General features: G+C 74.3%; 20 protein-coding genes. 13 read left to right on the plus strand and 7 right to left on the minus strand.

The window, feature by feature from the left end; all coding sequences use genetic code 11:
- The first annotated feature begins 572 nt into the window (after positions 1-572).
- The 9 genes from CP967_RS32695 to CP967_RS32740 all read left to right on the plus strand — a co-directional run bounded on the left by CP967_RS32695 (position 573) and on the right by CP967_RS32740 (position 10,725).
- Positions 573-1,601, plus strand: coding sequence for a 3-oxoacyl-ACP synthase III family protein (locus tag CP967_RS32695; RefSeq protein WP_150491433.1), 1,029 nt, complete (start codon positions 573-575; stop codon positions 1,599-1,601).
- On the plus strand, positions 1,598-2,338 hold the full coding sequence (locus CP967_RS32700; protein WP_229888443.1) for a glycosyltransferase family 2 protein: 741 nt from the start codon (positions 1,598-1,600) through the stop codon (positions 2,336-2,338). Before CP967_RS32695 ends, CP967_RS32700 begins: the two co-directional genes overlap by 4 nt.
- Positions 2,338-3,915 carry a class I adenylate-forming enzyme family protein gene (locus CP967_RS32705; protein ID WP_150491434.1) on the plus strand — a complete coding sequence of 526 codons (1,578 nt, stop codon included), beginning with the start codon at positions 2,338-2,340 and terminating at the stop codon, positions 3,913-3,915. The genes CP967_RS32700 and CP967_RS32705 overlap by 1 nt, the downstream gene beginning before the upstream one ends.
- A 235-nt stretch (positions 3,916-4,150) precedes the next feature.
- The gene (locus CP967_RS32710; protein WP_208838887.1) at positions 4,151-5,293 is read left to right on the plus strand and encodes a cytochrome P450; all 1,143 of its coding nucleotides are present in this window, start codon (positions 4,151-4,153) and stop codon (positions 5,291-5,293) included.
- On the plus strand, positions 5,290-6,303 hold the full coding sequence (locus CP967_RS32715) for an NAD-dependent epimerase/dehydratase family protein (protein WP_150491435.1): 1,014 nt from the start codon (positions 5,290-5,292) through the stop codon (positions 6,301-6,303). Before CP967_RS32710 ends, CP967_RS32715 begins: the two co-directional genes overlap by 4 nt.
- A 23-nt stretch (positions 6,304-6,326) precedes the next feature.
- On the plus strand, positions 6,327-6,776 hold the full coding sequence (locus CP967_RS32720) for a 2-thiouracil desulfurase family protein (protein WP_150491436.1): 450 nt from the start codon (positions 6,327-6,329) through the stop codon (positions 6,774-6,776).
- 639 nt (positions 6,777-7,415) lie between these two features.
- Complete coding sequence (locus tag CP967_RS32730) at positions 7,416-8,063, plus strand: hypothetical protein (RefSeq protein ID WP_150491437.1); 648 nt, start codon at positions 7,416-7,418, stop codon at positions 8,061-8,063.
- 184 nt (positions 8,064-8,247) lie between these two features.
- Positions 8,248-9,198, plus strand: coding sequence for an MBL fold metallo-hydrolase (locus tag CP967_RS32735; RefSeq protein WP_150491438.1), 951 nt, complete (start codon positions 8,248-8,250; stop codon positions 9,196-9,198).
- Positions 9,199-9,714: 516 nt separating this feature from the next.
- The gene (locus tag CP967_RS32740; protein ID WP_150491439.1) at positions 9,715-10,725 is read left to right on the plus strand and encodes a hypothetical protein; all 1,011 of its coding nucleotides are present in this window, start codon (positions 9,715-9,717) and stop codon (positions 10,723-10,725) included.
- A gap of 184 nt (positions 10,726-10,909) precedes the next feature.
- Here CP967_RS32740 and CP967_RS32745 read toward each other — a convergent pair whose 3' ends face one another.
- Positions 10,910-11,320, minus strand: a complete 411-nt coding sequence (locus CP967_RS32745) for an arsenate reductase ArsC (protein WP_150491440.1) — start codon at positions 11,318-11,320, stop codon at positions 10,910-10,912.
- Between the two features lie 95 nt (positions 11,321-11,415).
- On the opposite strand from CP967_RS32745, the gene CP967_RS32750 reads away from it, so the two are divergent.
- On the plus strand, positions 11,416-11,724 hold the full coding sequence (locus CP967_RS32750; RefSeq protein WP_150491441.1) for an ArsR/SmtB family transcription factor: 309 nt from the start codon (positions 11,416-11,418) through the stop codon (positions 11,722-11,724).
- Complete coding sequence (gene arsB / locus CP967_RS32755; RefSeq protein WP_150491442.1) at positions 11,721-12,827, plus strand: ACR3 family arsenite efflux transporter; 1,107 nt, start codon at positions 11,721-11,723, stop codon at positions 12,825-12,827. Before CP967_RS32750 ends, arsB begins: the two co-directional genes overlap by 4 nt.
- A gap of 73 nt (positions 12,828-12,900) precedes the next feature.
- Here arsB and CP967_RS32760 read toward each other — a convergent pair whose 3' ends face one another.
- Positions 12,901-14,406 carry a SulP family inorganic anion transporter gene (locus CP967_RS32760; protein ID WP_150491443.1) on the minus strand — a complete coding sequence of 502 codons (1,506 nt, stop codon included), beginning with the start codon at positions 14,404-14,406 and terminating at the stop codon, positions 12,901-12,903.
- Positions 14,407-14,815: 409 nt separating this feature from the next.
- Here CP967_RS32760 and CP967_RS32765 point away from each other — a divergent pair, with 409 nt between their 5' ends.
- Entirely contained in the window at positions 14,816-15,226 is a 411-nt protein-coding gene (locus CP967_RS32765) for a MerR family transcriptional regulator (protein ID WP_190175130.1), read from the plus strand.
- Positions 15,227-15,662: 436 nt separating this feature from the next.
- Here the strand turns inward: CP967_RS32765 and CP967_RS32770 are convergent, their stop codons facing one another.
- Positions 15,663-16,037, minus strand: a complete 375-nt coding sequence (locus tag CP967_RS32770) for an ArsR/SmtB family transcription factor (protein ID WP_150491445.1) — start codon at positions 16,035-16,037, stop codon at positions 15,663-15,665.
- Positions 16,038-16,323: 286 nt separating this feature from the next.
- Between CP967_RS32770 and CP967_RS32775 the strand changes: the two genes are divergently transcribed.
- Positions 16,324-17,727 carry an NAD(P)-binding domain-containing protein gene (locus tag CP967_RS32775; protein WP_150491446.1) on the plus strand — a complete coding sequence of 468 codons (1,404 nt, stop codon included), beginning with the start codon at positions 16,324-16,326 and terminating at the stop codon, positions 17,725-17,727.
- Between the two features lie 83 nt (positions 17,728-17,810).
- Here the strand turns inward: CP967_RS32775 and CP967_RS32780 are convergent, their stop codons facing one another.
- The 4 genes from CP967_RS32780 to CP967_RS32795 all read right to left on the minus strand — a co-directional run bounded on the left by CP967_RS32780 (position 17,811) and on the right by CP967_RS32795 (position 23,614).
- On the minus strand, positions 17,811-20,453 hold the full coding sequence (locus tag CP967_RS32780; RefSeq protein ID WP_150491447.1) for a DUF7824 domain-containing protein: 2,643 nt from the start codon (positions 20,451-20,453) through the stop codon (positions 17,811-17,813).
- Positions 20,450-21,835, minus strand: a complete 1,386-nt coding sequence (locus CP967_RS32785) for an SWIM zinc finger family protein (RefSeq protein WP_150491448.1) — start codon at positions 21,833-21,835, stop codon at positions 20,450-20,452. The genes CP967_RS32780 and CP967_RS32785 overlap by 4 nt, the downstream gene beginning before the upstream one ends.
- A 341-nt stretch (positions 21,836-22,176) precedes the next feature.
- The gene (locus tag CP967_RS32790; RefSeq protein WP_150491449.1) at positions 22,177-22,917 is read right to left on the minus strand and encodes a class I SAM-dependent methyltransferase; all 741 of its coding nucleotides are present in this window, start codon (positions 22,915-22,917) and stop codon (positions 22,177-22,179) included.
- 289 nt (positions 22,918-23,206) lie between these two features.
- Positions 23,207-23,614 (minus strand): cupin domain-containing protein, encoded by a 408-nt coding sequence (locus tag CP967_RS32795; protein ID WP_150491450.1) that lies wholly within the window; start codon positions 23,612-23,614, stop codon positions 23,207-23,209.
- Positions 23,615-24,294: the final 680 nt, after the last annotated feature.

Consider the following 24,294-nt stretch of genomic DNA (forward strand, 5'->3'; position numbering starts at 1 on the left):
TCACCGCTTCCGTCTGTGTGCGCCGGGACCCCGAGCGCGACCGCGTCCTGGTCCTGCCGCCGTGCGGTGTCCGCCAGGAACGGCTCGCGCTGTGGGGGGCCGGACGCCGAAGTCGCCGTACCGCACAGGGACGACCCCACAGACGGGGAGGCACGCGCCTTCGCCGAGGTGAACCCGTACTCCTGGGGGCTCCGGTTCGCCGACGGGACGCGGCCGTCGACGGCCCTGCACAGCGAGTGACACCCCGGCCGGCCGGGCGCCGGGAACGGTCCCGCCGGAGCCGGGGTCGCCGTTCACCCTTCCGGGGGAGGGGAGTTGGACGGTGCGGGGGCGGATGGGGAAAGCTGAGCGCGGGGAGGGGCCTCTTGTCTCGCTGCATTCGCTGACCGCGAGCTCTCCGAGAGGTCCTTCTCCTTCCACAGGGCCTCTCCCGCCCGGTCTCCCGGGACGCGCAGGCCGTCGCGCCCGGCTCTCCCGCACCTGAACGCCCGGTTCCGCAGCGTCCGCCTACCCACACCACTTGAGTACGCGCACTCAGGTACCCGCCCCGGACCGCTCGTAGCGTCCGGGCCATGCACACAGAGGACTCGACCCGCCGGCCCGAAAGCCGGATAGGCATCAGAGCGGCAGCCTCCAGCCTGCCGGAAGCCGCACTCGCATCCGAGCGCCTGCAGGAGCAGATCACCGCGGCTTCCGGACTGCGGCTGCCGGCCCGGACACTCGAACGCGCCACCGGCATCACCTCGCGCCGGGTGGCCGCGGAGGACGAGTACGCCTCGACGCTCGCCGTGCGCGCGGCCCGCACCGCCCTGGCCCGGGCCGCGCTGACCCCGCACGACGTGGACCTGCTGATATTCGCCTCCGCCACCCGGGACGTGGTGGAACCGGCGACCGCGCACATCGTCCAGGCCGGACTGGGGTCCCGGGCGCACGCACTGGACGTGACGAACGCGTGCAACAGCTTCGTCAACGGCATCGACACGGCTCGGGCGATGATCCTCGCCGGCCGGGCCCGCCGCGCCCTGGTGGTCACCGGGGAGACCCCGAGCCGGGCGGTGCGGCGCGCCCCGTCCGGCCCGGAGCAGCTCCGGGACGGATTCGCCGGCTACACCTTCGGCGACGCGGGAGCCGCCGTCGTCCTGGAGACGGTGGACCGGGGCGGCATCCTCGACGTGGACACGGAGACCCACTCCGAGCACTGGGCGGTCGGAGGCATCTTCGGCGGCGGCTCCCGGCACCCACGGGGTGACGAACACACCTACTTCCGCGGGAACGGCGCCGAACTGCGCGAGGTGTTCGAGAAGATCGGGACGTCCGTGCTCGACCGGATGCGGCAGCGCACCGGCATGGCGTGGAGCGACTTCCGGCACATCCTGGTGCACCAGGTCACCGTGCCGTACCTGGAGCACTTCGTGGAGCTCACCGGCGTACCCCGGGACCGCCTCGTCGTCACCGTCCCCGGACTCGGCAACATGGCCAGCGCCACCCTCGGCGTCCAGCTCGACCTCGTCCACGAGCGGCTCCGCCCCGGCGACCGGGTCCTCTTCGTGGGCCTGGGCGGAGGCGTGAGCATCATGACGATGGTCTGGGAGAAGTCGTGAACCCCCTGTGGGTGGTCCTGCCCGCGCACCAGGAGGCCGCGCGCATCGGCGACACGCTGGACGCGCTCGCGGCCCAGCACGACCGCGCCTTCACCCTCGTCGTCGTCGACAACGCCTCCACCGACGGCACAGCGGCCCTCGCCCACGGCTTCGCCCGCCGGGCGCCCTTCCCGGTCCACGTCCTCAGCGAGCCGGAGAAGGGCGTGGGCTGCGCGGTGGACACCGGCTTCCGGTACGCGATCGGCCACGGCGCGGCGCTGCTGGCACGTACCGACGCCGACTGCCTGCCCCGCCCCGGCTGGACGGCCGGAGCCCGCGCCGCCCTGGAAGCCGGAGCGGACCTGGTCTGCGGACGTGTCACGGCGCGCCGCGACGAGCACGGCCCCCTCGGGCGCGCGGCCTTCTGCCTGCTGGTCCGCGCCGCCGCGCTCTTCGGCCGGATACGCCCCGCCCACCGGCGCCACCACGGCTACCTCACCCCCTACCGGATGCACGCCGGCAACAACATGGCCGTCACCGCCGCGCTGTACGAGACCGTCGGCGGCATGCCGCGCCGCCCGTCCCCCACCGACCGGCTCTTCCTGAACCGGGTGCGCCGCCACACCACCGCCATCGTCCACGCCCGCCACATGGTCGTGGAGAACTCCACACGGCGGCTGCGCGCCTACGGGGTTCTCGGCACCGCCCGCTGGTACCTCGACAAGGGGCCGGGCCGCCACGGGGAGGACCCGCGCTGATGCTCGACACCCTCGCCCGCTCCCTGCGCGCCCACCCCGACAGGCCGGCGGTCCTGCGCGGCACCCGCACCGGAGGGGTGCGCACCGCCGCCACCCGCGGAGACCTGGCAGACCTCACCGACCGCTACGCCGCCGCCCTGCACGCACGGGGCATCACACGCGGCAGCACCGTCGGCGTCGCCGTCCGGCCCGGACCCCGCGCCCTGGCAGTGATGCTGGCCCTGTACCGCCTCGGAGCACGGGCCGCGGTGCTCGACCCCGGCGCGGGACCGGACGTGCTGCGCGCCCGGTTCGCCCTGGCGCGCCCCGACGCCGTCCTCGCCGACGCCACCGCCCAGGCCGTCGCGGGATGGGCCCGGCCGCTCGCCCGCCGGGCGCACCTGGCCCTGCCGGACCTGACGGAACTGGGCCCGGTCCTCACGGTCGGCCCCAGGGCACCGGGCTGCGCCCCCGCCCTGGACACCGGCGTCCGGACGGCGCTCCCGCCGCGCCCGGTGGACGAGGACGGGGACGCGGTCATCGTGTTCACCTCGGGCACCACCTCACGGCCCCGCGCGGTGGTGCACACCCGTTCCTCGCTCGCCGCCGGGATGGCGACGGTCGCCGGGCTCGTCCGCCCCGAGGCCGGCCGGCCCGTCCTCGGCGGCACCTTCTTCGTCCTCGTGCCGTCCCTCGCGAGCGGCGCGCCGGTCGCACTGCCCGCCCGTTCCCCCCGCGCCCTGTGCCGGCAACTGCGCCGGCTCGCCCCGCAGGCCACCTACCTGACACCGCCTCAGCTGCGGCGGGTGCTGGGGGAGGGCGGACGGTTCACGGGACGTGTGTGGACGGGGTCGGCGCCGGCCGGCGCCGGCCTGCTCACCCGCGTCAAACGGGCGGGCGCCGACGAGGCGTGGGGCGTGTACGCCCTCACCGAGCTCTTCCCCGCCGCGGCGGTCGAGCAGGCCGACAAGGCGTCCTTCACCGGCGACGGGGATCTCGTCGGAGAACCCCTGCCGGGAGTGACGGCCATGACGGACGCGGCGGGCGAACTGCTGCTGTCCGGCCCGGCCGCCCGCGACCGCTACCTGGGCGAGAGCCCCGACCCCTGGGTCGCCACCGGAGACCGGGCCCGCCTCGACACCGGCCGGATCGTGCTGGAGGGCCGCAGCAAGGACATGGTGCTGCGGCGCGCCGAGAACATCTACCCGGGGCTGTACGAACCCGCCCTGCACACGCCGGGCGTGGAACTCGCCCTGCTCGTCGGCGTACCGGCCGGTGACGGCGACGAACGGCTGGTCGCCGTCGTGCAGCCGGTCCCGGGGGCCGACCGCGCCGCGCTGCGGGCCGGTCTGGCCGGTCCGCTGAGCCGGATGGGAACGGCCAGGCCGGACGCCGTGCTCCTGGCGGACATCCCGCTGTCCGGCCGCTCCCTGAAGCCCGACCGGGCCGCCACCGCACGCCTCGCCGCCGCACGCCTCGCCTCCCGAGGGCCTGCCTCCCGAGGGCCTGCCTCCGGACGCCTCGCCTTCGGACGTCTCGCCTCCGGACGGCCGCGTCCGCCGGGTGGGGGACAGGGAACGGAGGGGAGCGGGGGATGACCACGCCGGGGTGGCGCACCGCTCCGGGCCGCGGCAACCGGGCCACGGCGGCCGGAGACCGGCACCGGAGCCGCCACCCCCCCGGCGCCCGGCGGCCCGCCGGGCGCCCCCGCTCCCCGTACCGCAGCCCTCCCCGCACCGTCGAGATCATCGCCCCCGCACCACCGCTCCCCGCCCCGACCACCGAGACCACTGACCCCGTCCCGCAGCCCCACCCGAGAGAGGCCCCCGTCCGGTGACCGGCCGACCTTCCGCCGCCCTGTCCCGCGCCCAGCGCAGGGACCGGCGCGTCTACACCCGCTCCCACCCCCTGCTGTTTGCCCTGCTCGCCGCCGCACGCCACCGGGAGGTGCTACGCATCGGCGGCACCGTGCTGGTCAACGGCACCGAGCCGTACCGCCGGGCACTCACCCGCGTCCCGCTGGACCGCACCGCAGCCGGTACCACCGGCGGCGCCGCACGCCGGCTCTCCACCGGCGACGCGCTGTTCGACCAGGAAGGCGCCGGCCACCGCGACACCCGGCGGGAGCTCACCGAGGACCTCGCCGCGGCCGGTGTGGAGCGACTGCGTCCGGTGTGGCGGGACAGCCTGGCCCGCCGGCTCGCCCCGCTCGGCACCGGCCGCACGGTCGACCTCGTACCGCTGGCCCGCGAACTGGCCGGAGTCACCGTCTCCGCGCTCCTCGGCACCACCGCCGACCCGGAAACCCTCGCCCGGGCGGCCGCCCTCGCGGCGGCCGCGGCCGTACGCGACCACCTGCCCGGACCACGCCCGCCGGGCACCCGACGGGCGGCGGCCGAGGCCACGGCGCGGCTGGAAACCCTGCTCCGCCCTCACGCCGGGCCCGGCCGGGCGGAGGGAACGGCCCTGCGAGCCGTGCTCGCGGTCGCCGCCGTCAACACCACCGTCGCGGCGCTGCCCCGCGCCGTCGCCTGGTGCGCCGACGCCCGGCTGTGGGACCAGGCGGCCGACGACCGGCTGCGCCCGGCCCTGGTCGAGGAACTGCTGCGGGTGCTCGCCCCCTCCCCCCTGCTGCCGCGTGCGGCAGCGGCCCCCGCCGACCTGGACGGCTGCCCCGTACGGGCGGGGGACCGCCTGCTCCTGGTGGCCCGGCACGCCGCGCGGGCGCACAGCGCCCCGCCGGACGCCCACCACCCCGCCCCGCCCTCCGTGGCCCGGCTCGTCTTCGGCGCGGGCCCCCATACCTGCCCCGGGGCGCGCCTGGCCCGCGCCCAGCTCGACGACACGCTCGCCGCGCTCGCCCCCCACCGGCCCGCCGTCCTGCGCGCCCGCGTCGACCGGAGCGCGGCCCTGCCCGGCTGGCGCTCCCTCACCGTCCGGGCAGCCGGAGACGCCCGGCCCCAGGACCGCCGATGACCACCGTCGCAGTCACCGGGGCGAGCGGCTTCTGCGGCTCCCACGTCGCCGTCGCGGCCGCCGCCCGCGGCGCCGGGGTCCTGTGCGTCGGACGGCGTCCCGGCCCGGTCGGCCGGCACGTCCCCTGGGACGCCGCCCGTGAGGTCCCCGACCTGTCCGGCGCCGACCTGGTCGTGCACTGCGCGGCCGCGGTCGGCGACCCGGTGCCCGGCTCGCGTGCCGAGGAGACGATGCTCTCCGTCAACGTCCACGGCACGGCGCGGCTCCTGAGGGCGGCCGCCGGCCGGCCCGTCGTATGGGTGAGCAGCGCCAGCGTCTACGCGCCCGCCGCCGGGCGTTCCCCGATCACCGAGGACCACCCCGTACGAGGGCACCTGAACGCGTACGGCCGCACCAAGGCCGCCGGTGAGGCGCTGGCGCTCGCCGCGGGGGCCGTGGTGCTGCGGCCGCGCGCGGTCTACGGTGCCGGGGACCCGCACCTGGTCCCCAGGCTGCTGTCCCGTGTCCGCCACGGCCGGATCGTGCTGCCGGGCCCCAGCGTCCCCCTCAGCCTCACGGCCGTCGAGAACCTCGCCGATGCCTGCCTCCTGGCCGCCGGCTGGCCCCCGGGCGCCTACAACATCGCCGACCCGGCCCCGTACGAACGGGACGAGGCGGTACGCGCCGTCCTCGACGCCCACGGCGTACGGGCCCGGATCAGCCACCTCCCTCTGCGGGCCGCCCATGCCGCGGCGGACGCCGCGCGCTTCCTGGCCCGCCTCCGTCCGGACGCGGAACCCTCACTCACCCGTTACGCCGTCGACCAGCTGGCCCGCTCCGTCGTCCTGGACGTCTCCGGAGCCCGGGCCCGCGGGTGGACGGCCCGCCGGACGATCAGCGACTACACCGCGGCCCTCGCCCACCGGGAGGAACGGGCCCGGCCGGCCCGGGAACGCGGCACACCGGCCGGCGGCGGGAGCGGTCCCCGGGCGGTCCGCGGTCCGGAGAGGGGCCGGCACAGTCCGATGTGATCTACAACCTTTAGCCTGGCGGTATGGAAGCGATCCTGGTCAGCGCGTGTCTGCGCGGAGTGCCGTGCCGGTTCGACGGACGCCACAAGGCATCGGCGGAGACCGAGGAGGCGGTGGCCGGACGCGAGGTCGTCTCCTTCTGCCCCGAGGTCGCGGGAGGCCTCGCGACACCGCGGAGAGCCGCCGAACTGGTGGGCGGCGACGGACACGACGTCCTCGACGGGAACGCGCGGGTCGTCGAGGACACCGGGCGCGACGTGACGGCGGAGTTCCTGGAGGGGGCGCGGCGCGCGCTCGCGGCGGCCCGGCACAAGGGCTGCACGGAGGCACTGCTGATGCCGCGCAGTCCGTCCTGCGGACGGGGCGAGGTCTACGACGGGTCGTTCGCGGGGGACCTGGTGCGGGGGGACGGGGTCACGGCTGCGCTGCTCGGACGGAACGGGATCACCGTACGGCCGGCGCCCGGCGTGTGAGTACGGGCCCGGCCCGCCCGCACCCCTCACGCGCCAGGCCGGGCCCGGCCGCCCACACCCCGGCAGCAGCCCTCGCACCCCTCGGGGACCAGGGCCCTGGACCGGAAGCCGCCGGGGCGATGACGATCCCGTTCCGTGCGCCGGAGGGGAGGGGGCGCACCGGCACATACACGCCCTGCCGGGCGGCAGCGTCCTCGTGGGCTTCCTCCCACAGCCGCCAGGGGGGTCCGGTGGGCAGGGGCGACGGCGTACGCCGAGGGTTCCGTCAGCGGGGGGTGGAGTCCCCACCACCCGCCGTGGCTGGCCCGGACGGGAAGGGCGACCCGGGGCACCGGAGCCGTCAGCTCCGTGCCGCGCCAGGCCCACACGAGCACGTACAGACGGGCCCCCGCCCCGGTTGCCCGGATCCCCGGGGGCTGCGCCTCGCCCACGGCGGAGGATCCACCGGGTTCCGGGCGGCCCGGAGCCGCTTCTCCCGGATCGGCCCGAAGCGGCCGCCGTACGGCCGGCTGACGCGGTACCGAAGAAGCGGCCCGGTACCGCGTCAGCCGGCGTCCGCCCTGTTCCGGCGGCCGGAGCCGCCTGGTAGCGTCGCCCTCTTCGGCGGGGCGGCCCGCCGGAGTTCCGACGGGACGCGCGATGACCTCTCCGTACACCTTCGCCCTCGCCGCTGCGACGGGGAGGGTCGCGACCGTCTTCGGCGGCATGACCGTCCGCACGGCCGAAGCCCTCTGCGGCCGCTGTTTCGATGAGGACGAGGCCGCGCTGCTGCGGACCCCTGACGCTCCCCTCCCGGCTGACCTCGTCCGCCGGGCCGCGGGGAAAGACCCCTTCCACTGGAGCGACCGCCCCGCGGTCATCCGCAGGATCCTGCCGCAGCTCGTCGTGATACTCGCCGAGGGCGAGGCCGAGTGCGACCTCATGGCCCGCGGACCGGCCGCGGCGGACTGGCCGCGATGGCCCCGTGAGCAGGCGGGGGCGGTGGCCGGTTTCCTGGACGCGTGGTGGACATGGACCCTGCGGACGAAGACGCCACCGATTCCGGCGGGTGCGGTGTTCGAGGCCTGTGTGACCGCGAGTTCCTCGGCCACCCCGTGGCTCGCCCGCTGGGAGACGGAGCGGGGCCCCGCCGCCCGCCGCCACCTGGCGGACGGCCTCGACCGGTGGCGGGAGGAGCTGACGTCCGGTGACTCGCCCTTCACCTGGTGGTGGGGCGCCGAGGCCGAGGAGCGGGCCGCCTGGCACGAAGTGAAGCGATGGCTGGCCGGTCGCGTACGGGCGACATGACGCGGAAAGGGCCGTGCCCGGCCGGAGACGGTGGACACCGGTACGCCCGGCACCGGCCGGATGAAGGAGCCACGGACGATGACGCCCCGCCGGGTGCCCCGGCCGGCCCGCGGAGGCAGCCGGAACGTGACACCCCTCAGCCGCACCGGTCCTCCCGGACCGCCGAACCCTCCCGGGGAGCATCATGAGGAGCATCCCGCGCCTGAAGCCCGGGCGTCCCGACCTGAGGAAGTACGCCGAGGCGTTCGACGTCCCCGAGGCAGCCGGCGAGGCACCGCTCTCCGTGACCTTCCTCGGCGTCAGCACCCTGCTGTTCGACGACGGCAGGTCCGCGCTGCTGACCGACGGCTTCTTCACCCGGCCGGGCCCGCTGTCAGTGCTCGCCCGCAGGCTCCGGCCCGACCGCGGCCTCGTCGCACGCTGCCTGGAGCGGGCGGCCCCGAGCCGGATCGAGGCCGTCGTGCCCGTCCACACACACTTCGACCACGTCCTGGACAGCGCGACCGTCGCCCAGCACACCGGCGCGGTCCTGCTGGGCGGCGCCTCCGCCGCCAACGTCGCGCGGGGCCACGGTCTGCCCGAAGCGCGGATCGAGACCGTCGGGCCCGGCCAGGACCGGAGTGCAGGGCCCTACGGCCTCACGTTCGTACCGTCGGCGCACTGCCCGCCCGACCGCTACCCGGGCACCGTCGGCGCTCCCGTCGCGCGTGAGGCGCGTGCGTCGTCGTACCGGTGCGGCGAAACCTGGTCGCTGCTGGTCCGTCACCGGCCGTCCGGACGCACCGCGCTCGTGCAGGGCAGCGCCGGCTTCGTCCCGTACGCCCTCGACGGCCGGCGGTGCGAGGTCGCCTACCTCGGCGTCGGCGGGCTCGGTCTGCGGCCCGAGTCCTACATCCGCGCGTACTGGCACCACACCGTGCGGGCGGTCGGGGCCCGCTATGTGGTGCTCACGCACTGGGACGACTTCTTCCGCCCGCTGGACCGGCCACTGCGCGCGCTCCCGTACGCCGGCGACGACTTTGACGTGACCATGCGCCTGCTCGGCCAGGAGGCGGACGCCGACGGCGCGGCGCTGCGCCTGCCGCGTGCCTGGCGGCGGGAGGACCCATGGGCCCGAGGAGGCACTCCCCGGTGACCTTCCGCCGCCTGGCCCTCGGACATGCCGTTCTGGCTGTCAGCACCGGAAGCGGAAGCGGGGGAGCCCGGGACGGGGGAGTCCGGGATGGGGAGCCCGGGATGGGGGTGCCCGGGACCGGGGAGCCGCGCTCGCGGCTCCCCGGGCGGCGCAGGCGGGAACCTCCCCCAAGCTGGAGGCCACTCGACGGCCTGTCCCTTCCGGCCCACGGAAACGCCACGCTCGGAACGACCGTCCGGAGGGTGCGGGACCCTGCCGGGCCGCCCGGCCCCAGCCGGACCGAAGCCCGGTGGAGGCCACCTTCGCGACCGGCTGACCCGGAACCACCCGCGATGCGGAGCAGCAGAGGCGTCGCCCGTGGGCAGCCCCGCCGCCCTTCCCCTGAGACATCGGGCTCCTCACCGTGTGCCGCCCGGAGGGCACCCCGCGCACCGGCTGCTCCCTCGCGACGGGAATACTGTCCGCACCCCCCACTCCGTGCGTCGCGACGCTCTCCTTGGGGGGATTCACCCGGCTATGGGATTCCTTGTCCTGTCCTGCCTGCTGCTGCTCTGGTACTGGCTCGGGTACGGTCTGCTGCCGCTGCGATGGCAGAACCCCCGCCTCGCCGGCCCGGACGCCGCGTTGCGGCGCGCGTACAGGGCAGCCGCCCTGGGGCGCTGGGAGCCCGCCGCCCGGCTCTTCGAGGACGCCGGTCAGGACTGGGAGCGCCGCTCCCTGTACGCCCAGCGGCTGGGATACCTCGCCGCGAGGAGAAGTGACCGTTGGCTCAGAGCCTGGGCGGCGGCCCGCCCCGATGATCCGGACGCCGCACTCGTGGCGGCGCGCGCCAGGGTCCTCCACGCGTGGAAACTGCGAGGCCGTGCACGTGCGCACAGCACGTCACGGCGCCAGTTCGAGGGTTTCCACCGAGAGCTGCTGGCATCACAGGACGACATCGCGCGGGCCCTGGCACTGCGACCCGACGATCCCACCCCGCTCGTCGCGGAGATCTGGAGGGCGCTCGGACTGGGCTACCCCAACCGGGAGATGCGCGCACTGTGGTCCGAGATCACGGTCCGGGCACCGCATCATTTCGAAGCGCACAGCAGTGCCCTCCAGTACTGGACCGCGAAATGGCGCGGTTCGAAACGGCACGCGTGGGAATTCGCCGAGAAGGCGGCCGCCGACGCACCGCCGGGCAGCCTGCTGGCCGTGCTGCCGGTGATGGCCTGGTACGAGAACCACGCCGACGAGCTGGGGGATTTCGGATTTCGCAGCGCGCGGGTACACGCGCTGGTCGACGCGGCGCTCGCCGATGTGGCGCTCGCCGACCCGGGCCATCCGAGACTCCCGGAAGTACGCCACCTGCTGGCGTACTTCCTGTACCGGCAAGGCCGTTACAGGGCGGCCGGAGAGCAGTTCCGCCAGGTCGACGGCTTCACGGAGGCACTCCCGTGGCGGTACTCGTACGCCAAGTCGCTCTACTACCGCGCGATCCGCACGAAGACGGCACGCAAGGCACTCACCGAACGCCGGCCCCGCTGATCACCGGAGGCGGCGGATCCGGTGACCGCTGCCATGCCCCGGCTCGTACGCCGGGGCCCGCCGGCTGCTCGGCACCTGACCGCCGCTCCACCGGACTCGGGGTGCTCGATGCCGGTGAGGCGGGCTTCCCCGCCCGGTTGTGTTCTCCGCGGTCCTGCGAGAGGGCCACCGCCCCCGGCCTCGCCTACTGCTCTGCCCCGGTGATCTCGGAGAGCAGGTCTTCGACGAGGTTTCTGATCCGGTCGCGGATGGGGCGGACGGCCTCGATGCCCTGGCCGGCCGGGTCTTCCAGTGCCCAGTCCAGGTAGCGCTTGCCGGGGAAGACGGGACAGGTGTCGCCGCAGCCCATGGTGACGCAGATGTCCGACTCGCGGACCGCGTCGGCGGTGAGGATCTTCGGCGTCTCCTGGGAGATGTCGATGCCCGCCTCTGCCATGGCCTCGACGGCGGCCGGGTTGACCTCGGCGCCCGGGTCGGAGCCGGCGGAGCGGACCTCAACGCGGCCTTCGGCCAGGTGTGTCAGCCATGCGGCGGCCATCTGGGAGCGGCCGGCGTTGTGGACGCAGACGAACAGGACGGACGGCTTGTCGGCCATGGTGGTCGTTCTCCTTCGTCGCACGGCGGAATCCGGCCGCCGGTGTCTTCAGCTCGCGCTGGTGTCAGCGGTTGGTGATGTGAAAGTATCAGCACATGCTGACTTCAGTCGATCCTGATGTGATCCGGGTGCTGGGCGATCCGCTCCGCCTGAAGATCGTGACCCTGCTGGCGCGCGAGACGCTCTGCACGACGCACCTGGTCGAGGAGACCGGAGCCAAGCAGACCAACCTGTCCAACCACATGAAGGTGCTGCGCGAGGCCGGTGTGGTGGAGACCGAGCCGTGCGGCCGTTTCACCTACTACCGGCTCAAGCCCGAGGTCCTGGCCGGCCTGTCCGGGCAGTTCGCCGCGCTGGCGGCCTCCGCCCGCACCGCTGCCGGGAACAAGAGGGCCTGTCCGTGACCTCCGTCGATCCCACCGCCGCCGCCACGGCCGCCCGGGACGGCTCGATCGTCAGGAAGCTGTCCACCCTCGACCGCTACCTCGCGGTGTGGATCCTGCTCGCCATGGCCGTCGGCCTGGGCCTGGGCCGCCTGGTCCCGGGCATGAACGATGCCCTCGCGAAGATCGAGGTCGGGGGGATCTCCCTGCCGATCGCGCTCGGCCTGCTGGTGATGATGTACCCGGTGCTGGCGAAGGTCCGCTACGACAGGCTCGACCGCGTGACCGGCGACAAGAAGCTGATGGCCTCCTCGCTGATCGTCAACTGGATCGCCGGCCCGGCGGTCATGTTCGCCCTGGCGTGGATCTTCCTGCCGGACCTGCCCGAGTACCGCACCGGACTGATCATCGTCGGCCTGGCCCGCTGCATCGCCATGGTCATCATCTGGAACGACCTCGCCTGCGGCGACCGTGAGGCCGCCGCTGTCCTCGTCGCCCTGAACTCGGTGTTCCAGGTCCTGGCGTTCGGCCTGCTGGGCTGGTTCTACCTCGACCTGCTGCCGCGCTGGATGAACCTCGGCGACGGCCAGGGCCTGGACGTCCCCGTCGGGCACATCGCCCTGAACGTCGCCGTCTTCCTCGGCGTCCCGCTGCTGGCCGGCTTCCTCACCCGCCGTATCGGCGAACGGAGGACGGGCCGCGAGAGCTACGAGGTGAAGTTCCTGCCGAAGATCGGCCCGTGGGCCCTGTACGGGCTGCTGTTCACGATCGTCGTCCTCTTCGCCCTGCAGGGGAAGGCCATCACCTCCCGGCCTCTGGATGTCGCCCGGATCGCGCTGCCGCTGCTGGCGTACTTCGCGATCATGTTCTTCGGTACGTTCCTCCTGGGCAAGGGCCTGGGGCTGGCCTACGACCGTACGGCGACCCTCGCCTTCACCGCGGCGGGCAACAACTTCGAACTGGCCATCGCGGTCGCGATCGCTACCTTCGGCGTCACCTCCGGCCAGGCGCTGTCCGGTGTCGTCGGGCCCCTCATCGAAGTCCCGGTGCTGATCGGTCTGGTACACGTCGCGCTCGCCTGGCGGAGGAAGTTCACCGCCGGTGCGGTGGCGACGGCTCCGTGACGCGGCATGCGGACGCGGCGGGGCCGGCGCCCGCCTCAGCAGGCGGGCACCGGCCCGGCAGGGGCACCGGGGGTCAGTGCCCGGCTGTGAGTCCGCCGCTGAGTCTGCCGTGCAGCCGGGCGCTGGGGGCGTTCAGACCGGTGATCTCGACGGTCTTGCCCCGCTGGGCGTACTTCGTCCCGATGGCGTCCAGAGCCGCGACGGAGGAGGCGTCCCAGACATGCGCGGCCGACAGGTCGATGACGATCCTGTCCGGGTCGCCCGCGTAGTCGAACCGGCCGACGAGGTCGTTGGAGGAGGCGAAGAACAGCTCGCCGGTCACGGAGTAGACGGCCGTGGTGCCGTCGGGGTCGGTGACGGCGGTGACGTCGGCGAGGTGGGCGACGCGCCTGGCGAAGATGACCATGGCGGTGACGGTTCCCACGACGACGCCGATGGCGAGGTTCTCGGTGGCGATCACGGTGACCACGGTGACGGCCATGACGGTGGTCTCTCCCGCGGGCATCCGCCGGAGCGTCTTCGGGGCGACGGAGTGCCAGTCGAAGGTCCCGAAGGCGACCATGACCATGACGGCGACCAGGGCGGCCATGGGGATGTCGGAGACCACGGGACCGAAGACGACGCACAGCACCATCAGGAAGGCGCCGGCGAGGAACGTGGAGAGGCGGGTGCGGGCGCCGGAGACCTTCACGTTGATCATCGTCTGTCCGATCACGGCGCAGCCGCCCATGCCGCCGAAGAAGCCGGTGACGATGTTCGCCACTCCCTGCCCGATGGACTCGCGGGTCTTGGAGGAGCGGGTGTCGGTGATGTCGTCGACCAGCTTGGCGGTCATCAGCGACTCCATCAGGCCGACCAGCGCCATCGCGAGCGCGTAGGGGGCGATCGTCGTCAGCGTGTCCAGGGTGAAGGGCACGTCGGGCAGGCCGGGCACCGGCAGGGAGGAGGGCAGTTCGCCCTTGTCGCCGACGGTGGGCACGGCGATCCCGGCGGCGACCGTGATCACGGTCAGGACGACGATGGAGACCAGGGGGGCCGGGACCACCCTGGTGATCTTCGGGAAGAACACCATCAGCGCCAGGCCGCCGGCGAGCAGCGGGTAGACCGGCCAGGGCACGTCGTGCATCTCCGGTACCTGTGCCATGAAGACCATGATGGCGAGGGCGTTGACGAAGCCGGTCATCACCGAGCGGGGTACGAACCGCAGCAGCTTGGCCACGCCCACCGCGCCGAGGATCACCTGGAAGACGCCGGCCAGGATGACGGTCGCGATCAGATAGCCCAGGCCGTGTTCACGGTTCACGGGCGCGATGACGAGCGCGACCGCGCCGGTGGCGGCGGAGATCATCGCGCGGCGGCCGCCGACGACCGAGATGGTGACGGCCATGGTGAAGGAGGCGAACAGGCCGATCGCCGGGTCGACACCGACGATGATCGAGAACGAGATGGCCTCCGGGACCAGAGCCAGGGCCACGACCAGGCCTGCCAGGATCTCGGTGCGCCAGACCTTGGGGTCGTTCAGCCAGTCGGGGCGCAGGCCGCGCAGGCGCGCGGAGGGAGTCACAGCGGTAGAGGACAAGGAGATGTGTACCTGTCGTGCTCAGGCACAGCCCACCGGTGGACCGGGGCGTGCGGGAAGGACGCGCGAGAGCCGGGCCGGCACCCCGCGGGCGGCCCGCGGGGCGGGCCGGAAGCCGGAAAGGGGAGGAACACGGGACGGAGGCGCGGGCGCGCGGGCCGGGCAGCTCACGTCCAGGGGCGAAGGGTCACGGCGGGCAGGCGGCGGCGATCGGCGTCATGGGCTCGCGCACGCTTCTCTCCTGCAAGAATCGGGGTCTTCGCCGGGATCGCCATCGTCCCCGGAACGGCGGGGGCAAGACGGCCGGGCCGCACTCGCCGCCATAGACTCTACCCTAACGTTAGGGTAGAGGTCGGTGGGGCCGTGCGGTACACGGCCCACCATGACGAGAAGGGCCAGGAGCACGGGCGTGGACGACAAGCACATGCAGATCGGCGAGGTCGCCGCGCGGACGGAGCTGTCCCTGCGCACCATCCGGCACTACGAGGAGGCCGGCCTCGTCATCCCCTCCGCCCGTTCCCAGGGCGGCTTCCGCCTCTACACCGAGAACGACGTCGCGCGCCTCATGGTCATCCGCCGGATGAAACCGCTCGGCTTCACCCTGGACCAGATGCGCGACCTGCTGGACGTCACCGACCGCCTCGACGGCCACACGGAGCTGGACGCCGGGGAGCGTGAAGCCCTGCTGGAACGTGTGCGCGCATACGAGCGGAGCGCGGCGGAGCAGGTGGAGAAGCTGCGTGTTCAGCTCTCCCGCGCCGAGGACTTCGCAGCCACGCTGCGTGCCCGCCTGCCCGAGGACGCCCCGGCCCGTCCCTGACCGGGTCGGACGTCCGGCGGCGGGGCCGCCTTTTCTCCTGCGGGGCCGCCCTTCTTCCGCGGGCCGGGCGGCGGGGCCGCGGCGCCCGGCGAGGACGTCATCGCACCGGGCGGCCGCGAGGGCGGCCGGCGCGCCTTCGCGTGCCGGTGGCGCGGGAGCGGGTGGACTGGCGGGAGGGGGAGCCGGCGGTGTTCCCGGGGGAGACCCCTGAGTGGACGGAACGGCCGGGCCGCCGCCGCTCCGGGGGGCCGGCGGGTGGTCGAGCGGTGTGGCCGCGGTCCCGCGGTCGCGGGCCATGGGGCGGGCGTGGACGGAGTGCCCGTCCGTACCCGCGTACACGTCCCGGCCCGAGGCCCTGCTCGCGAGGTCCCGCCCCGGGCCGGTCCTGTCCCGTCCGCGCCGAGGGCTCGCCGCTCACCCCGCTCCCTCACGGTCCTCAGGCCACGGAGGGCGGACCCAGCAGGCTGCCCATCGCGGCGAGCACCGACGGCTCGACCCGGTAGTACACCCAGGTGCCGCGCCGTTCGGAAGTCAGCAGCCCGGCCTCCTTCAGCTTCTTCAGGTGATGGGAGACGGTCGGCTGGGAGACACCGACATCGGAGATGTCGCACACGCACGCCTCCCCGCCCTCGTGCGAGGCCACGGCGGAGAACAGCCGCAGGCGCACCGGATCACCGAGCGCCTTGAACATCCGCGCGGCGCTCCCGGCCTCCTCGGCGGTCATCGGACGCTCGGTCAGTGGCGGGCAGCACGGAACCGCCCCCCGGGTGCCGGCGGATTCGAGCGGCGGCAGCGCCTTCGCGTTCGACATGCATCTATGTTGACACATGTCGATCCAGTGTGGGGAGGCCGGCCGAGGGTGCGAGGAGCGGTCGGAGGGGCGCCACCCGCACCGGCGGCTGCCGTCGCTCCCGGTGTGGCGGAACGCGGGTGGGGCGGGCCCGGTCCGGCCGTCCTCGGTCCCGCGATGCCGGCGTACTCCCTCTGTTTGTGCGCCCTTCAGTTTCGATAGATGTCTATGTTGACGCTCGTCAATGCAAGTGTGATGCTGGACCACACACCCCATCGACAGATGTCGAAACACATGAGGAGCCGTCGTGAACGCGCCCGCCACCACCGAGCTGCCCGTCGTCGTGATCGGGGCCGGCCCCATCGGCCTGGCCGCCGCGGCCCACCTGCTCGACCGGGGCATCGAGCCCCTGGTCCTGGAAGCCGGACCCACCGCCGGCACCGCGGTACGCGACTGGGCACATGTACGCCTGTTCTCCACCTGGAACGAGGTCGTCGACCCGGCCGCAGAGAAACTCCTCACCCCGACCGGATGGACACCCCCCGACCCGGCCGCCTACCCCTCCGGCGGTGACTGGAGCGAGCTCTACCTGCAACCGCTGGCCGACGCCCTCGGCGACCGTATCCGCTTCGGAGCCACCGTCACCGGCGTCTCACGCGCCGGCCGGGACCGGGTCGTCGACGCCGGCCGCGAACAGCAGCCCTTCGTCGTGCACATCGTCCACGCCGACGGACATGAGGAACGGAGCCCCGCCCGCGCCGTCATCGACGCCTCCGGCACCTGGGCCACACCGTCCCCGGCCGGCGGCGACGGACTGCCCGCCCTCGGCGAGAAGGCCGCCGCCGGGAAGATCACCTACCGTGTCCCGGACCTGAAGGACCCCGCCGTCCGCGCCCGGTACGCAGGCAAGCGCACCGCCGTCATCGGCTCCGGCGCCTCCGCCTTCACCGCCCTCGCCTCCCTGGCCGGCCTCGCCAGGGCCGACGACGGCGCGGGGACGAAGACGCTGTGGATCCTGCGCCGGGGCATCGTCGGTTCCACCTTCGGCGGCGGCGAAGCCGATCAGCTCCCCGCACGCGGCGCCCTGGGCCTGGCAGCGAAGGCCGCCGTCGAGAACGGTCACGCGGACGCGGTCACCGGTTTCCGTACCGAGGCGATCGACCGCGACGCCGACGGCCGCCCGGTCCTGGTCGGTGAGGACGGGCGCCGCCTGGAGGCAGCCGACGAGGTGGTCGTCCTGACCGGCTTCCGCCCCGACCTGTCCTTCCTCGGCGAACTGCGCCTGGGCCTCGACGAACGCCTCCAGGCGCCCGTCGCACTGGCCCCCCTGATCGACCCCAACCAGCACTCCTGCGGCACCGTTTACCCCCACGGCCACCGCGAACTCTCCCACCCCGAGCCCGGCTTCTACCTGGTCGGGACGAAGTCCTACGGCCGCGCCCCGACCTTCCTGGCGATGACCGGCTACGAGCAGGTCCGTTCCGTCGCCGCCGCGATCGCCGGCGACCTCGAATCCGCCGACCGCGTGGAACTCACCCTCCCCGAGACCGGTGTCTGCGGCGGCGCCGGCCTGTTCGACGCCCCCGGTACCCAGGAGGCCGACGGCGGCGGCTGCTGCGCCCCCGCGCCGCAGTCCGTCCGGCTCGCCGCCCCCGCAGCGGTCGGGGATGCTGCCGGACAGGCCCCGGCGGGCGGCTGCTGCGGCTCGTGACCGGCCCGGGCGCCCCACGCGCGGGGCCGCGGACCGGAGCAGGGGCCGGCCCGCCCGCACACTCCCCGCCCGGTCATCCCACCTCACCCCGCGGTCACGGCCGCCGCCTCTCGATTGCGGTGCAGGGCATCACGCAGACGGGCCGCCTGGGCGACCAGCCGGGAGCGGCCGGGGCGCGCCGCGGTGGCGTCGAGTCCCGCGGGCGGCTCCGCCACGGCCCGGGACTTCTCGGCGCACTCGGCGGCGGTCTCCAGCAGTTCCCCCGCACCGCGCGGATCCGCGGAGCCGGTGAACAGGGCGGGCAGGGCTCCGGAAAGGACGGCCCAGATCGTGGCGTAGGCACCGGACACGGCTGCGGTACGCAGTGCGTCGGCGAGCCGGCCGGGCTTGAGCGTGCCCAGCTCCAGCAGACCGGCGAGGTCCGCTCCAAGACGTACGGGGTCCAGCTCGCCGCGGCTCGCGAGGACGAGCAGCGCGTCGACCGACCGGAGCCGGTCCTCGGCGTGCCGGGAGCCGAGACCGGTGGCTACCGCGAGGTGGAGAGCGGGTCCGGCAGGCCCGGCGGGGCCCGAGGAGGCGAGTCCGGGCAGGATGCCGGTGCCACCGCGCTCGTCGTCGAGGGCGCAGGAGGTGACGCCCGGCAGCGACCAGGCGGCCAGGGTGTCGCGGTCCTCGGGCAGCAGTGCGATCAGGGTCTCGGGGTCCTCTCCGTCCCAGCAGCGGCCGGCCGCCTTCCGCGCCTTTCCGAGCTCACGGAACGCGGCGGGGAACTCTTCCACGACTACGGCGCGTTCGCCGGTGTCGAGGACATGGCGGCCGGGGTCGCCGCCGTGGCGGTGGCGGCCGGCCGGAGAGGTGCGGCGGGTGACGGTCGCGGGCCGTCCGGCCCCGCCGAGCCAGGCAGCCAGCCGCCGGCCCTCCGGCGTGCCCAGGGCGTCCGCTTGCGGCAGGGCGGACGTGTCGCGGCGGACCCGGAGCAGAGCCTGCGCGAAGTCGACCGGGCCGGGGACGGCACCGAGACGGGCGTATTCGGCGAGCCGGGCGACAAGGGCATGCGGGTCCAGGGTCCCGTTGGTGAAGGTGGGGGTGGCGAGCAGGAAGGGGAGCGGGCCGGTACTGGCGGTGATGGCGCAGGCGGCCTCGGCCACCCGGGCGTGGCGGGCGGCGAAGGCGTCGCTGTGATGGCAGTCGCTGCGCCAGCTGACCAGCGCCTGCGGCCTCGGCCCGGACGGCCGGGCATCCAGGACGGCGGCGGCCACATGCTCCAGGCCCGGCAGCTCGTGGGTGTAGTGGCGGCGGCGTGCCGGGTCGAGCCAGTAGCGGTCCGCCAGGGCGGGCCGCAGAGCCGCCGCCAGGGCGGCCCGGTCCCGGTGGGCGTGGCGGACCAAGGCGTCAAGGGCGCGTTCGAACTCCTCGACGGGCTCGGTGCGGGAGTTGATGACGGCCGCGACGAGCACCACGGTCTCCTCGACCGACTCCGGGGACGGAGCGAGCGGTGCGGGCAGCGGGGGCGGCGGCAGGATCTCCCGGTACGGGCCGGTGTCCTCCCCGGGGACCGCGTCCGTGCCGAAGAGGGCCACGGCCCGCGCGCGGTGTACGGGGCTGAGCAGGCGGGCGCGGCCGGCGAGCCCGGCGCGCAGGGCCCCGTCGTCACCGAGGTGTGCGGCGGCCAGTTTCAGGGCCCGCTCCTGGACATCGGTGTCCGTGTGGCCGAAGGCTTCGCCGAGCACCGGCAGCAGTTCGGGCGCGGCGGCCGGGTCACGGGCGAGCACCCTGCCGAGCAGCACCAACTGGGCCCGCAGGAGTTTCTTCTCGGGGCGGAAGAACACGGCGGCGGACATCTCCGCCAGCCGTGCGGGGGAGACGTGGCCGGCTTCGGCGAGGCGGGCCAGCACCTGCTGTGCGTGCCCGGCGACGGGGGACGGCGCGTCGGAGGTGAGCGCGATCCAGTCGGCGGTCCGCTCCCGCTCCTCCTCCGCGGTCGGGCGCAGGGCTTCCAGGACGGACCGGTACGGCTTCAGATGGAGGGCCGCGCCGCCGCGCAGCAGGCGGGCGGTGCAGGCGTCGAGGAGCGCGGCGCGGTCGAGCAGGCCCTCGGCGGCGAGGCCGGCCAGCGCGCCGGGCCAGTGACGGTGCCCGTCCGGCTCGCTGGGCCAGGTAAGGGTGGTGACCGGTTCAGGCGTCTCGAACAGGCGGGGGACGAACGCGGTGAGGTGCGGGTCGCGGCGCAGCACGTCGATGAGCTTGCCCCGTCCGGACCATGCGGCCGTCGCCCAGCCTTCGACACAGCCGTCGCTGGTGGGCATGGGGCAGCCGGTCCGTCGGACAAGTCCGAGGATGAGCGGGTAGTCCTCCTCGGAGGTGGAGGGGCGGTCCGCGAGCCGGTGGGCGAGGTCGCCGAGCCACCGGGGGGCACGGTCCGCGAGTACCTCGATGAGCTCGCGGACGGGGGGCTGCCGCCGGCGGCGCATGTCGCGGCCTCCTATCCAGGAGGCCGCCGCGGCCGCGCCGGTCTGGCAGGCGGCGCCGGCGACGAGCAGGGCGGGGCTCACCAGGTCGCGCTCCTCCCAGCGGTCCCAGCCGGAGGCCCGAAGTTCGGCGCGCAGCTTTTTCAGCCCGGCCAGCAGATCACGCCGCAGGCCACGGTCCAGCGGCGCCAGCAGGGCGGGCAGCCGGCCGGTGTCTCCGGCGCGGACGGCGGTGAGGACGTCGAGCGGGCTGGTCATCGTGCGTCTCCGGTGGCGGTGGTGGCCGCGGCGGCGCGGCGGGCCATGCGGGTGGCCAGGGTGTGTTTGCAGGGGCCGCGGCGGCCGCGGTGGTCGGCCCACCACTGGCAGGTGCAGCTGAGGGCGCCGCCGGACTCCCGGACCAGGTAACGGCGTTCGCCGGAGGCCACCTGCGCGGTGGCCGGGCCGTCGAAGGCGACGGCGCCTTCCGCCAGCAGGGCACGGGCGGCTGTGAGCCGTGGGTTGTGGCGCTCGGCGCGCCGGGCGTCGTAGGGCAGTTCGCGGTGGAAGTACGCGGCCTCGGCGAGGTCGTATCCGACCTGGCCGGCCGTGCCCAGGCGGGCGAGGGCGGCCCGGACCCGCTCGACGGGGAGGCCCGACTGCTCGGCAAGGTCGAAGGGGTCGATACGCGGTTCCCAGGCGAGCAGGACGGACACCAGGTCGGCGTCCGCTGCCGCCGTGTCCATGGCGAGGGCCTCCAGCACGCTCCCCTCACCGGAGAACCCGCGGCCGGCTTCCGGGGACAGGGTGAGGGTGAGCCTCATGCCGGGCAGGGCGATCTCCCAGGCGGAGGCGGTGGGCACGGCGCCGTCGGGTACGGGCCCGTACACACGCAGGGCGGTGGCCTGGCGCAGTACGCGCTGGAAGGCGGCGAGGCGTTCGGGGCCGGGCAGGCACACCGCTCCTGGTACCGGACGGGTGGTGGGACGCAGGGTCCGGCCCGCGGGGACCACCCACAGCGGGCCGCTGCCGGCGGCGGTGCCGCGCGGGAGGGAGCGCAGGAACCGGACGGCTTCGGTGGAGGCCAGCTCCGCACGGAGGTCGAAGCCGGTGGTGATGGCCTGGGATTCGGCGAAGCCGCGCAGCCAGCGCTCGGGCAGTGGCACCTTCTTCTCGACGACCGGCCCGTCGAGGGTGGTCACCGCGAGTTCGTCGGGGCCGATCCGCAGATGCAGCGGGTCGCCGTCGGTGAGCCGCGACAGCGCGTCGCGCAGCGGGTTGTTGACATCGACGTTGGTGGTGCCGTGGCCGGTGTCGGCCCCGCGGAGGCCTTCGGGCAGGACGTCCAGGCGGGCGTGGACCCCGCAGCATCCGGAGAAGGACTCGAAGCGCAACCTGTCGCCGTTGGCCGTGACCACGGGGTCGAGGGACGCCCGTCGGACCTGCCGGAAGTAGTGTGAGGCGGCCACGTCGGCGACGGCCAGCAGGCCGCGCGCGGCGGCCCGGGGCTCGCTCAGGAAGCCGGCGAAGAAGCGCGGGTGGACCTCGGCACCGGCCGGGGACAAGCCGCCCGCGGTCTCCAGGCCGAGGCTGCGGCCGGCGCCGGAGCCCGTCAACACGGAGGACCCTGCGTAGGCGAAGGTGTGTGCGGTGCGCGTCATGCCACAGACGTTACGAGGAGCCACTGACATCGATGCTGATGCCGAGGTTCCAACAGCGTTCCGGCGGAGGAAGGTTCGGTCCGTCACCGGAGCGCGGGCGCGGGATGTGGCCGCGTCGACCCGACGCGCTCCACCGGCTGAACCGCTACCGCAAGACGCCGTCACTCCCGCCTCGGACACCGCGGCCCGATCGCCTACGGGACGGCCTTTGCACCGGAGCCGACCACGCCGGCGCCGGCCGCGTAACCCGTGTCCGGGATCCGGGGGCAGAACCCCGTGACCCCGGTGTCCGAGGCCGCACTCCGGCGAGAGGACGCCTTCACGTCTCGGCGCGGCGGAACCTACGGCTTGTGAGTCACCCAGAGCAGTTCCGCCGGCCAGCGGTGCGCCCAGTCAGGCGGGTCGGTTTCGTTGTAGCCGTTGGGTGTTCCGCGTTCAGGCCGCGGCTCGATGAGGTCGTCGATGACGAGGCCCGCGCTGCACAGGACCTTGACCCAGTCGCCGTAGGTGAGCTGGTAGCTGGTCGCGCCGTCGCCTTCGGCGATGGAGTCCAGCCCGAAGTAGTCCTTCTGCAGCGACGTGGTCACGCGGCCGGCGGCTTCGTCGTAACAGGCTTCGAACCACGGGCTGGCGACGTTGAACACCAGGCGCCCGCCTCGGCGCAGGACGCGTGCGGCCTGCGGGACGGCCAGGTGCGGGGGCGCCCAGCTGAGCCCGCCGAAGTCGCAGAACACCAGGTCGAAGCTGCCGGTGGCGAAGGGCAGTTGCTCGGCGGCGCCTTGCACCAGCGGGTAGCGGGCCGCTCCCCTCGCGCGGGCTGCTGCCGTGAGCTGGGCTTCGGACAGGTCGAGCCCGACCACGGCGGCGCCCTCGGCGGCGAGCGCCCTGGACCACTGGCCGGCGCCGCAGCCGAGTTCGAGGACGCGCTTGCCGGTGACGTCGCCCAGGGCGCGCAGGTGCGCGTCGGGGATGGAGTACATGCCCCACAGCCGGGGCGCGGCGCCTATCTGCGGGTCGTGTTCGTGCTGGTAGGTCTTGCTGATCTTGTTCCAGAGACGCCGGTTGGCGGGGATGCTGTCCACGTGCCGACTCCAGCACTGCCTGCCGGGAGCGGTCAACACGAATCAGGGCGCCGGCCGGCCCTGACCTCGGTCCGGCCCTGGCCCGGTCCATGATCCGTCGGACGAGCCCTGAGGGCTGTCCCGCGCCTGGTTCGCCGGTCCCAGACCGGTTCCCGCCACCTCGAAGACGCTGTCTGCCCGGTGAGCACCGGACGCCGTGACCGGATGCGGCTTTCTCCGTGACCCGTGACCCGTGACCCGTGGCCCGTGGCCCGTGGCCCGTGGCCCGTGGCCCGTGGCCCGCGGTCCGTCACAGTCCGGGCCGCTGTCGGCCCTGCGGCCCGAACTGCTCCTCCACCGGGACCGCGTAACCGGGCACGGACGGCCATCGGACGGTCAGCAGCACCGAATCGTCCTCCGCGAACCACGAGTGGTCGACCCCGTGCCCCCACACGACGTAGTCACCCTGTTCCTCCAGAAGAACGCTGCGGCCGGGGAACTCGACCCGGAAACGGCCGCTGATGAGAACCAGGAGGGCTGTGCGTTTCTCGCCGTGCACCCACCGCGCCCGCTCGTCGCCACGAGGATGGACGCCCCATTTGATCTCGACGTCCTCGCTGTGGCGTGGGTCGCCGGCGTCCTTGAAGTGTCCGAGGAGCCAACCCCGGTCCAGAGCCGCGTCCTTGCCCGCGTTGCCCACGTATACGGTGTCGTTCACGCGGCCCGACGCTACCAGTCGCTCCTGCGGGGAAGGCGGGGCGAGGGGCATGGACCGCCTCCCCCCACGGCCTCCCGCGATGTGGAGTCGGTGGCACCGGCCGAGAAGGCCATGAAGCCCCTCCCGTTCCGCCGGACCACCGCCGGGTCCTCGTCGACCGTCCGGCCTCCGGCGACCCCCACGAGGTGGCCGGCCGGGCATGACCGGTCTGCCCGTGACGGCCCACGGACCGGACATCCGCGCCGTGCGGGGGTTCGTGCCGGGGCCGGTGGCCGGGCCGTTCTGCGCCCGGACGAGGTAGCGGGTGCCGTTCACGACGAAGGCCGTCGCGTCCAGGGAGGCAGGTATCGAACGGCAGCGCGATACGGCCCTTCTCCCTCCAGGTGCCCGTGACCGGATTTCCGGCGGCGCACTCCAGGACGTACGGCCTGATCGGCCGGGCGCCGCCCGCGCCCCCTGCGGTGAAGGAGGCGTACCACGTGCCGCCATGGGTTCCGCGCATGCCGCCGTCAACGCCTCTGCCGCGAGGAGGGCCCCGGCGGGGCTGTTCGGGTCCAGGGTCTGAACCGGCGGTCGGGATCGCAGGGTCCACCGAAGCCGATGGGATCGGCAACTGTTCAGATTCATGAATGTTGGTCACGTACACGTCTATTGACGTGCTCGCGTCATACACTTACTGT

This window comes from Streptomyces nitrosporeus (genome assembly GCF_008704555.1).
In the GTDB taxonomy this organism is placed as follows: Bacteria; Actinomycetota; Actinomycetes; order Streptomycetales; family Streptomycetaceae; genus Streptomyces; species Streptomyces nitrosporeus.